The 13,141-nt window shown below is 32.7% G+C and carries 14 protein-coding genes and 1 riboswitch; of the genes, 5 read left to right on the forward strand and 9 right to left on the reverse strand.

Annotated features, from left to right (window positions below; genetic code table 11):
- Positions 1-3: 3 nt before the first annotated feature.
- The 5 genes from dltA to CN692_RS07810 all read left to right on the forward strand — a co-directional run bounded on the left by dltA (position 4) and on the right by CN692_RS07810 (position 5,292).
- Positions 4-1,518, forward strand: coding sequence for a D-alanine--poly(phosphoribitol) ligase subunit DltA (gene dltA / locus CN692_RS07790; protein WP_098118601.1), 1,515 nt, complete (start codon positions 4-6; stop codon positions 1,516-1,518).
- Positions 1,515-2,666: a D-alanyl-lipoteichoic acid biosynthesis protein DltB gene (gene dltB / locus CN692_RS07795; protein ID WP_098118602.1), complete on the forward strand. Its 1,152-nt coding sequence runs from the start codon at positions 1,515-1,517 to the stop codon at positions 2,664-2,666. The genes dltA and dltB overlap by 4 nt, the downstream gene beginning before the upstream one ends.
- Positions 2,667-2,682: 16 nt before the next feature.
- Positions 2,683-2,922, forward strand: a complete 240-nt coding sequence (dltC, locus tag CN692_RS07800) for a D-alanine--poly(phosphoribitol) ligase subunit 2 (RefSeq protein WP_098118603.1) — start codon at positions 2,683-2,685, stop codon at positions 2,920-2,922.
- A complete protein-coding gene (gene dltD / locus CN692_RS07805; RefSeq protein WP_098118604.1) occupies positions 2,919-4,136 on the forward strand; it encodes a D-alanyl-lipoteichoic acid biosynthesis protein DltD in 1,218 nt (405 codons plus the stop codon). The genes dltC and dltD overlap by 4 nt, the downstream gene beginning before the upstream one ends.
- Positions 4,137-4,320: 184 nt before the next feature.
- Positions 4,321-5,292 carry a 2-hydroxyacid dehydrogenase family protein gene (locus tag CN692_RS07810; protein WP_098118605.1) on the forward strand — a complete coding sequence of 324 codons (972 nt, stop codon included), beginning with the start codon at positions 4,321-4,323 and terminating at the stop codon, positions 5,290-5,292.
- Between the two features lie 423 nt (positions 5,293-5,715).
- On the opposite strand, the gene metQ is transcribed toward CN692_RS07810, so the two are convergent.
- From metQ to CN692_RS07860, 9 genes are all read right to left on the reverse strand, one after another.
- Positions 5,716-6,531: a methionine ABC transporter substrate-binding lipoprotein MetQ gene (metQ, locus tag CN692_RS07820; protein WP_098118607.1), complete on the reverse strand. Its 816-nt coding sequence runs from the start codon at positions 6,529-6,531 to the stop codon at positions 5,716-5,718.
- 22 nt (positions 6,532-6,553) lie between these two features.
- On the reverse strand, positions 6,554-7,222 hold the full coding sequence (locus tag CN692_RS07825; RefSeq protein ID WP_098118608.1) for a methionine ABC transporter permease: 669 nt from the start codon (positions 7,220-7,222) through the stop codon (positions 6,554-6,556).
- Between the two features lies 1 nt (position 7,223).
- Entirely contained in the window at positions 7,224-8,237 is a 1,014-nt protein-coding gene (locus tag CN692_RS07830; protein ID WP_098118609.1) for a methionine ABC transporter ATP-binding protein, read from the reverse strand.
- A gap of 137 nt (positions 8,238-8,374) precedes the next feature.
- Positions 8,375-8,486: riboswitch (SAM riboswitch) on the reverse strand.
- A 77-nt stretch (positions 8,487-8,563) separates the two neighbouring features.
- Complete coding sequence (locus CN692_RS07835) at positions 8,564-8,926, reverse strand: hypothetical protein (RefSeq protein WP_098118610.1); 363 nt, start codon at positions 8,924-8,926, stop codon at positions 8,564-8,566.
- 202 nt (positions 8,927-9,128) lie between these two features.
- Complete coding sequence (locus CN692_RS07840) at positions 9,129-9,452, reverse strand: thioredoxin family protein (protein WP_098118611.1); 324 nt, start codon at positions 9,450-9,452, stop codon at positions 9,129-9,131.
- A gap of 15 nt (positions 9,453-9,467) precedes the next feature.
- Entirely contained in the window at positions 9,468-9,818 is a 351-nt protein-coding gene (locus CN692_RS07845; protein WP_091023583.1) for a toprim domain-containing protein, read from the reverse strand.
- 368 nt (positions 9,819-10,186) lie between these two features.
- Positions 10,187-10,570, reverse strand: coding sequence for a glycine cleavage system protein GcvH (gene gcvH, locus CN692_RS07850; RefSeq protein WP_098118612.1), 384 nt, complete (start codon positions 10,568-10,570; stop codon positions 10,187-10,189).
- Positions 10,571-10,615: 45 nt separating this feature from the next.
- Entirely contained in the window at positions 10,616-10,972 is a 357-nt protein-coding gene (locus CN692_RS07855; protein ID WP_098118613.1) for an arsenate reductase family protein, read from the reverse strand.
- Between the two features lie 328 nt (positions 10,973-11,300).
- Positions 11,301-13,085 (reverse strand): acyl-CoA dehydrogenase family protein, encoded by a 1,785-nt coding sequence (locus CN692_RS07860; protein ID WP_098118614.1) that lies wholly within the window; start codon positions 13,083-13,085, stop codon positions 11,301-11,303.
- Positions 13,086-13,141 lie beyond the last annotated feature (56 nt).

Raw genomic sequence — 13,141 nt, forward strand, 5'->3', positions numbered from 1 at the left:
AAGATGAAATCAATTATTGAACAAATAGATTTATGGGCTTTCAATACCCCAGACACGATTGCTTTTCAAAATAGTGATTATTCATTAACTTATAAAACTTTAAAACAACAATCAGATGCCATTGCTAGTTGGATTGTTAAAAATAATTTTGCGAATAAGCCTATTATTGTGTATGGTCATATGCAATTAGAGATGATTTCAACTTTCTTAGGATGTGTTAAAGCAGGTTGTGCTTATATCCCGGTTGATGAGTCGATTCCTTTTGAAAGGCTCAAAAAAATGATAACTAACTCTGGGGCAACTTTATTAATTACTCCAAAGGAATTTTCATTAGAATTTGAAGCAATTAAAGTCATAAATCTTGGCGAACTACAAAGTATTATTCGTTCTACAAATCTAATTGATTCTTTAGCTGATTTCTACGTTAAAGACGATGAAACATTTTACATTATTTATACTTCCGGAAGTACTGGCGATCCAAAAGGAGTTCAAATTACTGAAAAAAACTTGCGCAGCTTTTCCGGATGGATTTTAAAAGATTTTAATTTACAAAAAGGACAACGCTTTTTGAATCAAGCACCTTTCTCTTTTGATTTATCAGTGATGGATTTATATCCTTCGTTATTATCAGGTGGAACACTTATTGCTGTTGAAAAATCATTGATTGAACGACCAAAATTATTATTCGATTATTTAATGGAAAGAAATCTCGAAGTTTGGACATCTACACCGTCCTTTATAGAGATGTGCATGATGAATCCAGATTTTAACGAAGCCTTCCTACCTAAATTAAAGACTTTTCTTTTTTGTGGTGAAGTACTTTCGAATAATAGCGCTAAACAGCTTTTATCTCGATTTCCTAATGCGGAGATTTATAATACTTATGGTCCAACGGAAGCAACTGTTGCAGTAACATTTGTAAAAATTACTGAAGAAGTGATCAACAAATATTCACCGTTACCGATTGGTGCTCCAAAAGACGATACGATTATTTACATTATGGATGAATTGGGAAATCCACTCCCTGAAGGGTCAACTGGAGAAATTATTATAGCAGGTCCAAGTGTTAGTAAAGGCTATCTTAATAATCAATTAAAAACTGAAGCAGCTTATGACCAGATCAATGGAATGAACGCCTATAAAACTGGTGATTCGGGTTACTTTGAAAATGGTCTACTATTCTATAAAGGTAGAATTGATTTCCAAATAAAGCTACACGGTTATCGTATTGAAATTGAAGATATTGAAAATAACATTAGAAAATTACCATTAGTTCATTCTGCAGTTGTATTACCAGAAATAAAGGATGGTAAATGTATAAATTTACATTGCCTAGTAGTCGTTAAAGAACATGATTTCGAAAAGGAATATCACTTAACACGTTTTTTAAAAGAAGAATTAACTAAATTTATGCCAACTTATATGATACCGAGGAAATTTAGCTATCAATCAAGTTTGCCAATGACTACTAATGGTAAAGTAGATCGAAAAAAATTATTGGAGCAAGTATACCAATGATTCCATATGGTACTTTTACGTTTTTTGGTATTTTATTTGTTCTATTAATCCCAGCGGTCATAATAGGCTTTTTAGGAAAAAGATTAACTAACTACACATCATTTCTTACTTTTGTGTTTTTATTAATAATCTTTTCCTCTTCTAAAATACAAACCTTCTATTTAGTTGGCTATATATTCTGGGTAGTCATTTTAATAAAAGGTTATGGTATTTATCGAAAGAAAGCGAACCATTCCTTTGTTTATTACTCAAGTGTATTTTTATCGATTTTACCTTTAATTATTGTAAAGGTATCACCACTCTTTGAAAGTACTACAATCTTAGGTTTTTTAGGGATATCCTATTTAACGTTTAAGACAACACAAGTAATTATCGAACTTCGTGACCAAAGTATAAAGGAAATTAAAACTGCTGATTTCTTGAGGTTTTTATTGTTTTTCCCAACTATTTCTTCTGGTCCAATCGATCGATTTAGAAGATTTCAACAGGATTCTCAAAAGGTACTAACAGCTAGTGAATATCGTGAGTATTTTCAAATTGGAGTTCATAAAATATTCATTGGTTTTCTCTATAAATATATAATTGGATATTTAATTAACACACACATCCTTGAAACTCAGTTTGCATTAGGTCATACATTCGTTTCAAATCTGACGTATATGTATGCATATAGTTTGTATTTATTTTTTGATTTTGCAGGCTATAGTGCATTTGCGATCGGTGTCAGCTATTTAGTAGGTATTAAAACCCCTGAAAACTTTAATATGCCATTTATTAGCCGGAATATAAAAGATTTTTGGAATCGCTGGCACATGAGCCTATCTTTTTGGTTTCGAGACTATATATATATGAGAATTGTATTCTTACTTACAAAGAAAAAAATCATTAAAAACAGAAGAAATATCTCATATATCGGATATACCACCCTATTTTTAGTAATGGGTGCATGGCATGGACTTCAAATAAATTATCTACTCTATGGCTTATATCAAGCAATATTGATGTGTAGTTTTGATTGGTTTGAACAGTTCAATAAGAAAAAAAAGCTTTGGAAAAATAATAAACTAACACATGTATTAGCGATCATTATTACATTTCACTTTATTTGTTTTGGATTTTTAATATTTTCAGGACATCTAGTGAACTAAAGGAGCCATCTATATAATGGAAAATTTAAGAGAAGAAGTTTTAAAAATTTTAGCTGATTTATGTAATACGGATGAAGTCATCGAAAACCCAGATGTACTTATTTTCGAAGATGGATTATTAGATTCATTTGGAACCGTTAGCTTATTAGTCGAAATTGAGGAACAAATCGGTATTAACGTAACGATTTCTGACTTTGATCGCGAGGAGTGGGCAACACCAAATAAGATTATTTCAATTCTAGAGGCTAGAAGATGAAAAAGGTCCAATTTTTTGGTATGATAACGGCTATTTTCATATTTTTACTTGCCTTATATCTTCCAAATTCTTTTTATGAACTTTTTATTACAAAAGAGCGATTAAATAACACAGCAGCATCTTTAAACCCTAAAACATTTCAAGGCACTTTACTTCAAGATAAAATGTTAACCGACCCGAAATTTTTACCGATTTTTGGGTCTTCTGAACTTGCCAGAAGAGACACCTTCCATCCTTCTAGATTTTTTATGGGAGAAAAAAATGAATTCACCCCATATTTAATTGGTAGAGGAGGATCACAAAGTCTCGTTCATTTTCTTGATTTAGCCTCTTTAGGTGATGGAATAAAAAATAAAAAAATCGTATTTGTCTTGTCTCCACAATGGTTTATTCGACGTGGAATTAATAATACTCATTTTTCACCAAATTATTCTGCGCTTCAAACTTATTCATTCGTTCTTAATAATACAATTAATCGTTCAATAAAGGAACAGGCTGCAAAGAGGCTTTTAACGCTATCTATCATAAAAAAAGACTCTTTGTTAGTAACACAATTAAAAGCATTAACTTCAACTAACAAAAAAATTAAGTTCAAGGCATTTGTTGAAAAGCCTCTAGCTTACACATATTTTAAAATACTTGAAAAGAAAGATCTTTTTGAAACTGTTATTATGGATCCAGATAAAAATTTCCACTTAACAAAATCAAAGTATGAAGATTTACCCTGGAATAAAGTTGCTAAAGCCGCCGATAAAATAGGTCGTAGTCAATCCAGTTCGAACCATTTTGGGATTAATAATAAATACTATAAAAAGTATATCCAAAATCGCCTTGTTACATTTAAAAATTCTAAACGAAATAAAAGCTATAGCGTATCACCAGAATACGATGACCTTCAAATGGTATTAGCGGTATTAAAGCAAGAGCATACTAAAGCGTTGTTTATTTCCGTTCCAGTAAATGGACCTTGGTATGATTACGCCGGATTCCCTAAAAAAGTTAGAGAGGTTTATTACAAAAAGGTAAAAAAACAAATTGAAGATGCAGGTTTCCAAGTAGCTGATTTTTCTTCTCATGATTACGATAAGTTTTTCCTAAAAGACACAATTCACTTAGGCTGGAAGGGTTGGGTATATGTAGATCGATCTTTAAATAAGTTTTATTCAGTAAACCAAACGCCCCCTACCGCAAGTTTAAATCATAATAGATATTAATAAAAAGCAGACTTTGTCTGCTTTTTTTGTCTCCAAATAATAAATGTGGATTTTTACTAAACAAACTAAAAAGTAAATATATTCTCTAATCAGCCAAATACTAAATAAACAAAAACTTAAAACTTCATTTATAATAAAAAAGTTAACATCCATAAAATTAAATTATTGAAGGAAGGTTTCTATTTTGGCACATATTTTAGTAGCAGGTAAAATTCCAGAAAAGGCTGAGGAACTTTTAAAAGATCATCATGTCACTGTTTTTGAAAACGAGCAATTAATTACCGAGGACCAATTGTGTGAGTTAGTTAGTGAGGTTGATGCAATTTTAAGTTTGCTATCTACTCCTATTACAAAAAGAGTAATTGATTCAGCTAAAAATGTAAAAATTATCGCTAATTACGGGGCAGGATTTAATAATATCGATGTTGATTATGCATCTAGTAAAGGAATCCATGTTTCAAACACACCAATGGTTTCTACAGACGCAACTGCAGAGTTAACTTTTGGAATTCTTTTAGCCATTTCTAGAAAAATAGTCGAAGGAGACGAACTTTGCCGCACAAAAGGTTTCGAAGGATGGGCTCCATTATTTTTTAGAGGAACAGAAGTGTCCGGAAAAACGATTGGAATTTTTGGTTTTGGAAATATCGGACAAGCAGTAGCTAAGCGTGCTAAGGCATTTAATATGAATATTATTTATAATCAACCAAGAAGATTAAGTAAAGAGCTTGAACAAGAATTAAATGCAACTTATGTATCATTAGAAGAATTAATACAGACTTCTGACTATATAACACTTCACTGCCCTTATAAACAGGAGCTACACCATTTGTTTGGTAAAGAAGAGTTCGCAAAAATGAAAGATACTGCATTTTTTATAAACGCAGCTAGAGGCCCATTAGTGAACGAGCAGGAATTAGTAATTGCTTTAAAAGACGGCGTAATTGCCGGTGCTGCATTAGATGTATTCGAATTCGAACCAAAAATCACAGAAGAACTAAAATCACTAACAAATGTTGTTTTAACACCCCATATCGGTAATGCAACATATGAAACACGCGATGCTATGTCAGAGATCGCTGCTAAAAATATTATCGAGGTCATGGCTGGTCGACCACCAGTCTCACCTGTTAATGATGTTCTAGTGAAAAATTAGTACTAAACCCGCAAGGAAATTGGGATTCCTTGCGGGTTTTTTTGTGCCTTTTATTAAATGGAGTTCATTATACTCCCAAGTTTTTAGGATTTAACATTTGAAAAAGCAGTATATCAACGAGTAACTGATTTATATCAACGAGTAACTTCGGTTTATCAACGAGAATTAGTGTTATATCAACGGAGTTCACAGCTATTTCAATATAGTTCACATAGTGTTCGTGTTTTTCAAAATAATAAAAGCAGGGATTTAGTGGCCAAATCATCTTATGAACAAATCCCCACACTTTATGAACAAAAAACGTTCATTTATGCACGAAACTCTTCCATTTATGAACAAAACAGCAAAAACAGCTACAATACGAAGAATCGCCTCTCCTCAAAAAAAGAGGATGTCTCAAAATGAGACATCCCCTCTAATTCATTATTGGCTTACAGGCACTACAGCACCTTTATATTTTTTAATAATGAAATCTTGGATCTCTTTAGAGTGTAATACTTTAACAAGTTCTTTGATTTCTTTTTTGTTTTTATCACCTTTACGAACAGCAACAATGTTTACGTATGGAGAATCTTTTCCTTCTAAAGCAATTGCATCTTTCATTGGATTTAGTCCAGCATCAATTGCATAGTTTGTGTTGATTAATACTGCGTCACCTTCATTGTTTTGATAAACTTTTGGAAGCATACCAGCGTCAACATTAGCTTCGAATTTTAAGTGTTTTGGATTCTCAGCGATGTCTTTAATTTGAGCAGTAGTTGGATCAATACCTGCTTTAAGTTTAATTAAACCTTCGTGTTGTAATAAGCTTAACATACGACCATGGTCAGCTACAGAGCTACTCATGATAATTTTAGCTCCATCTGGTAGATCATCTAAGCTCTTATATTTTTTAGAGTAAACACCGATTGGCTCGATGTGAATACCACCAGCGTTTTCAAATTTATAACCATTTTCTTTCATTTGAGACTCTAAATAAGGAATGTGTTGGAAATAGTTTGCATCTAATTCTTTTGAAGCTAATGCCTTATTTGGTAAAACATAATCTTGGAATTTAACAATTTTCAAGTTAATTCCTTCTTTTTTAAGAATTGGTTTAGCTTGTTCTAAAATAACTGCGTGAGGTACATTTGATGCACCTACTACTAATTCTTTATCTTTACTATTAGCACCACATGCTGCTAAAGATAATGCTAATACACCTGCTCCTAAAACGCCTGCGATTCTTTTGAATTTCATTGTCGTTTCCTCCCTAATATCATTAAGCTCTTTTATCTATTTTTGTTGTAATTAAATCACCAATAAATTGAAGAATAAACACGATTAATAAAATAATAACTGTCGCAACAAATGTCACTTCGTTATTTGAACGTTGGTACCCTTCCATAAATGCTAAGTTACCAAGTCCACCACCACCTACTACACCTGCCATTGCTGTATAACCAACAATTGCAATAGTAGTAACAGTTAAACCTGAAATAATTGCTGGTAACGCTTCTGGAATTAACACTTTTACGATGATTGTGAAAGTACTAGCTCCCATTGCTCTTGCAGCTTCAATTACACCTTTATCTATTTCACGTAAGCCTATTTCAACCATTCTTGCGTAGAATGGTGCAGCACCGATAATAAGTGCAGGTAATGCTGCTTTTGCACCAAGCATTGAACCAAGAATAAAGATTGTAAATGGAATTAGTAAAATGATTAATATGATAAACGGTATTGAACGAAAAATATTTACAAACGCTGCTAGGATTGTATTAAAAAATTTATTTTCAAGAAGTTGGTCTTTACTAGTTAAAAATAAGAATAAACCGATTATTATTCCAAAAATAAACGTTGCCACCGCACCTATAACTGTCATAAATAATGTTTCTTGAGTGGCTATTCGCATCGCTTCCCAATCGACATTTTGAAAAAGTTGTGCCATCTTATGCTACCTCCACTTCAACTTGTTTTGATTCTAAATAAGAAATTGCCTCTTTGATGTTATTTCTATCACCAACAAGTTGAATTTTCATAGTCCCATAAGATCCTTCAGCGGTTTGAACAATTTTCCCTTGCAAAATATTAACTTCAATTTCAAAGTGTTTTACTACTTCAGAAATATGCGGTTGGTCTGCTTGTCCATTTTTAAAAGTTAGCTTGTAAGTATTATCATTCCCAACACTTTTAGAAATTACTTCATTGTCCAATTCTTCATCTGTGCCTTTAATTTGCTTTACAAATTTCTTCGTAATTGATTGTTTAGGACGTGTAAATACATCTACAACATGGCCTTCTTCTACAACTTGTCCATTTTCCATTACGGCAACTCGTTGACAAATTTTCTGGATAACATGCATTTCATGTGTGATTAGAATAATCGTAATACCTAACTGCTTATTAATATTTGTAAGCAAAGCTAAGATTGAATCAGTAGTTTCTGGATCTAATGCAGAAGTTGCTTCATCACATAAAAGAACATCTGGATTATTAGCTAATGCTCTTGCAATTCCAACACGTTGCTTTTGTCCACCACTTAGTTCAGAAGGATAAGCATTTTCTCTTCCTTCAAGTCCCACTAGTTTGACTAATTCCTTCGCACGAGTAATGCTTTCCTGTTTAGGTACTTTAGCAATTTCAAGTGGGAAAAGTATATTTTCTAATACAGTTCTTGACCATAATAAATTAAAATGTTGGAAAATCATTCCTATTTTCTGTCTTGCTTTTCTTAATTGACTAGATGAACATTTCGAAATAGATTGACCATTAATAATAACCTCACCTGATGTTGGTGATTCAAGTCCGTTTAGCATACGTAATAGCGTACTTTTCCCTGCGCCGCTATATCCGATCATGCCAAAAATCTCACCTGCACTAATCGTTAACGATACATTTTGTACCGCGGTAACTGTGCCTTTTTTACCCTTGTATATTTTACTTACATTATTTATTTGAATCATACTAGTTCTCCTTTCAAAACATTCTAACAACTCATTCTTCAATTTTTTGTAAGAACGTACTTTTTTAGTCGTATAATACAAAAAAACCTTTCAACTCACATGAGCAGAAAGGTTTTACATACAAAAAGTATTCCTTTCTCTCATCTCTCAAAGCAATTTGCTTTGCAGGAATTAGCACCATTTCAATGACGATCATTGACGGTTGCTGGGTTTCATAGGGCACAGTCCCTCCACCTCTCTCGATAAGAGTTAATCTTACGATATATTAAGTTGTTTAACGTATTTCTTTAACGTAAGTCCAATTCTACAAACTTAGACACAAGTTGTCAACAATTTTCCAAAAGTTTTTTATCACTTTCTACACTTGTATATTGAAAAATTGTTTCAATCAGTAGTAATAAGCGGTAATTCCCATCAAATGAAGCATCCTTTAGCTTTAACAATAGACTTAATCTTTGCGAACCTGAATATAGCGATTCCCATCCATCTTTTGTAAAGTTAACTCTAAGTTGAGGTATTGAGCGATCGATTACCTCAATAAAAGGTGCTTTTTTGCTAAATCTAACAAATAGTTTTTCATTTATTCCGTTAAACTCTACTATTTTTTCTTCAATTGGTAAAATAATTTGTAAATATTCTTTTTTTATAAATAAGTTTTTAGCTTGTCCAACCCACTCCTTAATTTCCATCTTAAACACCTCTTTTTGGATTCTTTAATCTATTTTCTCATAGATTAGAGGTGTGTTCTTTATATTTCGCTCGACATTTACTTGATAAAAATCTATTATTTAATATTATTTCTACACAATTCAACTCATTTCCCGAGAAATATGTCTAAAAACAGGAAATAGTTTAAGGCAATTAAAAAAGAGCGCATCATTTTGAATGCGCTCATCGTTTAATATATAAATTATATTTTTTTAACAGTTCATGTAAATATGGAACAGATTGGAAAGCGTAGATTTTTTGTTTCATTTCCCCATTTTCAAAAATAAGTAAACAAGGTACACTTTCAATCTTCCAGCTTTGAGCTTCCTCCACAATTTCATTAATATTTACCTTACTCATTGGTAAATTCGGTAGAATCTCGTTAACAATTTCTAGCATTTTTGATGCTACTTGGCATGTACCACACATTGCGGTATATATATAAATCACGGTAGTCTCTTTTGACTGTATTCTTTGCATTAAATCTGTCTTTGTCCATTGCTGCATGATCATTATTCCTCTTTAATTTGTTCGTAAATAATCCGTAAATACTGAAATATCCGCTCCTAATAATACACTTGCTAAATGTTGACTTGGAGCTGTTGCTACTTCTCGATAACTTCGATCAATGTACAGATGTTCAGCCTGTGGAAATTCTCTTTTTAACAATCTTCTAAGCTTCTCACCAGCCTCATCTGCATCGACTAACACATAAATTTCTCTTAAATCTAACATTTCAGCAAGCTCATCTAGCTTTGAAGTACCAACTGTACCATTCGTACAGATAATATCTACAGGCTCCTTTATAATCGTCTGTATTTTTCTCTTATCAGTAGTACCTTCGACAATGATAACTTTTCTTTGATCTTCAATATTCACTGGGCATCACCTAATGTATAGGACTCAAAAACTTTTGACTAAAAATCTTTTGTATATAGTATATTCGATTTTCCCTTTGTTGTTTCCTTTTTTTCCCTAAATGAAAATGTCCCTTTAAATTATGTTTTATGTAAATAAGTTAAGCTTTATTACTGCAATTATACACATAAATTTAAAAAAACACTCATGTGGACACTTCAGACTATTGGCAAACGCACGCGTTCTTCGTTACTTCAACTGTTTGCGATTCTAATTACTGCCTAGTATAACGCCGCTCTGAATCATCCAACTTGTCTTGATGTTTTATCAATGAAATTTCTATAAATAAAAAGCGCCCCAAAAGGACGCTTAATGTAAGATAATTAGTCTTGGTTAATCATTTCTTCGTATTGACCAGCAGTCATTAACTCATCAAGTTCAGAAGCGTTTGTAGCTTCAACAACTACCATCCATGCTTTTTCGTAAGGAGATTCGTTTACGAATTCAGGATTTTCATCTAAATCAGCATTTACTTCAATTACTTTACCGCTGATTGGAGCATAAAGTTCAGATACTGTTTTTACAGACTCAACGCTACCGAATGGCTCATTGATAGTAAGATCGTCGCCTACTTCTGGTAGCTCAACAAATACGATATCTCCAAGCTCTGATTGAGCAAAATGAGTAATACCGATATAGTATTTATTACCTTCAACTTTTACCCACTCATGTTCTTCTGAATAACGTAGTTCATTTGGAATTGACATTGTGAAATCCTCCTCTGATTAATTACCTTAAATTTTATAGTTATTTTATAACCAAACTTTTTCAAATACTTCTTCATTAAAACCAACTGTTGCTTGATCTCCATTAAAAACTAGAGGTCTTTTAATTAATTTACCATCGGAACTTAGTAGTTCTAATAGCTCGTCCTCAGTTTTTGTTGGAATAACATCCTTCAATCCAAGCTCACGATATTTAACGCCACTTGTATTAAATAATTTATTTATAGAAAGTCCACTTGCTTTATAAATATCAGCAAGTAATTCCTTTGAAGGTGGATTTAATGTAATATCAATTGCTTCTACTGTAATATTATGTTCTTTTAGCCATGAAGCAGCTTTTCGACAAGTTCCACATTTTGGATATGTATAAAAAATGATACTCATTTAGCAACTCCTCCCAAATTCTATTTTATCACAGGGAATAAGCGAGTTAAAATACTTCCGTTCGAAAATTCTGTAATAATTTGTCGTACACCAATATTATAGCATAATATTCACTCTACACTAGTAGAACGTTCGTGTTTTGATACATTTTCTAACAAAAATCATATATTATTCTAAAATACCATAGCAATTCCCCAAAACCTTCGACTAATCACTTAAATATAACTCAACTTATACTAGTATGGCACAATTCATGGGAATTTTATCCTTTTAAACGAATTAAATTAAAGAAAAAAACTGCCGATCTAAAATCAGCAGTTTTTTTAAATTATACAGTATAACGTTCCTCGTCTAATACAATAGCTGCAATTTCACGCTTTTTCGCAATTACATTAATTGGCGTGTGGCGTGTAAACTTACGAAGTGCTGAAGTCATCATTCGTAAAGTATCTCCAGACTCAACAGCTACAAGTGTTTCTTTAGCATGTGCTTCGATTTCGTTAAATGCTTCTTGGCAGAATACTTGAGTATAAAGTAATTTTTGATTTGATTTTTCAAGCCCTACTTTATTAATTGCCTTTTCAGTACGTAGAACTGTCGATTCCATTGCGTATACATTGCTAACGATATCTGCAATATTGACTAGAATTTCCTGTTCATTACTTAATGCTTTACCGAATTTTTGAACTGCTAAACCTGCGATCATAATCGCAATTTTCTTTGCATTACGTACTAGATATTTTTCTTGCTCTAACGGCGCATCCCCAACTTCTGATGGCATTAACATCATTAATTCTTCTTGAATTTGTTGTGCTTGTTGAAGTAATGGTAGTTCTCCCTTCATTGCTTTTCGAAGGAAAGTACTTGGTACAATTAAACGATTAATTTCATTTGTACCTTCAAAAATTCGATTAATACGTGAATCACGGTAAATTCTCTCAATTTCGTATTCAGCCATGAAACCATATCCACCATGGATTTGTACGCCTTCATCAGCTACATAGTCTAATACTTCTGAACAGAAGAATTTGTTTAATGAACATTCAATAGCGTACTCAGCCACAGCTGCTGCAACTGCTTTAGGATCTTTCGCTTGCTCCTCTGTTAATTGACTGAAGCGGTCTTCAAAAAGTCCGACAGTACGATATGCTGAGCTTTCACTCGCATAAATTTTTGTAGCCATACTTGCTAATTTTTCTTGAATTAAACTAAATTTAGCAATTGGCGTTTTGAATTGTTGACGTTGATTCGCATAGATTGCTGATAATTCTAAAGCACGTTTTGAACCACCAACTGTACCTACAGCCAATTTATAGCGACCAATATTTAAAATATTAAATGCAATAACGTGACCTTTTCCAATTTCACCTAAAAGGTTTTCTACTGGAACTTTGACATCCTCTAATATCAATGTGCGAGTAGAAGAAGATTTAATACCCATTTTCTTTTCTTCTGGGCCAGTTGAAACACCTTCAAATTCTCTTTCAACAATGAATGCTGAGAAGTGCTCTCCATCAATTTTTGCATAAACAACAAATACATCTGCAAAAGCTGAGTTTGTAATCCATTGTTTTTCACCATTTAAAATATAGTGAGTTCCTTCAGCATTTAATTTAGCAACAGTCTTAGCTCCTAATGCATCTGACCCCGAACCTGGTTCAGTTAATGCGTAAGCAGCAAATTTCTCGCCTGATGCTAAACCAGGTAAATATTTTTGCTTTTGATCATGATTTCCAAATAATACGATAGGAAGTGTTCCAATTCCAACGTGAGCTCCTTGAGAAAGTGAGAAGCCGCCAGCGCGGGAAATTTTTTCAGTTATTAATGCAGAGCTAACTTTGTCTAATGCAATTCCACCATACTCTTCAGGTACATCCGCAGCTAATAGTCCAAGCTCACCTGCTTGTTTTAACAATCTTACTGTGCGGTCAAATTCATGTTGCTCTAAATACTCTAACTCAGGTAATACTTCATTAATGACAAACTCTTCAGTTGTTTTCGCAATTAATTTATGCTCATCTGAAAAATCCTCAGGAGTAAAAACTTTATCAAATGTCACTTCATTCGTTAAGAAGCTTCCGCCTTTAAGTAAATCACCAATTGTTTTTTCCATCAATAACTCCTCCTATTTAATTAAGTAATTATTTGAAAACCTATTTTAGCAATCTA

The organism is Bacillus sp. AFS002410 (assembly GCF_002556365.1).
GTDB lineage: Bacteria > Bacillota > Bacilli > Bacillales > Bacillaceae_G > Gottfriedia.

What these genes read in the sequence shown, in the direction of transcription:
- CN692_RS07855 (WP_098118613.1), bottom strand. Translation starts at nt 10,972, where the DNA reads ATGAGTATCATTTTTTATACATATCCAAAATGTGGAACTTGTCGAAAA.
- gcvH (WP_098118612.1), bottom strand. Translation starts at nt 10,570, where the DNA reads ATGTCAATTCCAAATGAACTACGTTATTCAGAAGAACATGAGTGGGTA.
- CN692_RS07835 (WP_098118610.1), bottom strand. Translation starts at nt 8,926, where the DNA reads ATGGAAATTAAGGAGTGGGTTGGACAAGCTAAAAACTTATTTATAAAA.
- CN692_RS07830 (WP_098118609.1), bottom strand. Translation starts at nt 8,237, where the DNA reads ATGATTCAAATAAATAATGTAAGTAAAATATACAAGGGTAAAAAAGGC.
- dltC (WP_098118603.1), top strand. Translation starts at nt 2,683, where the DNA reads ATGGAAAATTTAAGAGAAGAAGTTTTAAAAATTTTAGCTGATTTATGT.
- CN692_RS07860 (WP_098118614.1), bottom strand. Translation starts at nt 13,085, where the DNA reads ATGGAAAAAACAATTGGTGATTTACTTAAAGGCGGAAGCTTCTTAACG.
- CN692_RS07825 (WP_098118608.1), bottom strand. Translation starts at nt 7,222, where the DNA reads ATGGCACAACTTTTTCAAAATGTCGATTGGGAAGCGATGCGAATAGCC.
- dltA (WP_098118601.1), top strand. Translation starts at nt 4, where the DNA reads ATGAAATCAATTATTGAACAAATAGATTTATGGGCTTTCAATACCCCA.
- CN692_RS07840 (WP_098118611.1), bottom strand. Translation starts at nt 9,452, where the DNA reads ATGCAGCAATGGACAAAGACAGATTTAATGCAAAGAATACAGTCAAAA.
- dltD (WP_098118604.1), top strand. Translation starts at nt 2,919, where the DNA reads ATGAAAAAGGTCCAATTTTTTGGTATGATAACGGCTATTTTCATATTT.
- metQ (WP_098118607.1), bottom strand. Translation starts at nt 6,531, where the DNA reads ATGAAATTCAAAAGAATCGCAGGCGTTTTAGGAGCAGGTGTATTAGCA.
- dltB (WP_098118602.1), top strand. Translation starts at nt 1,515, where the DNA reads ATGATTCCATATGGTACTTTTACGTTTTTTGGTATTTTATTTGTTCTA.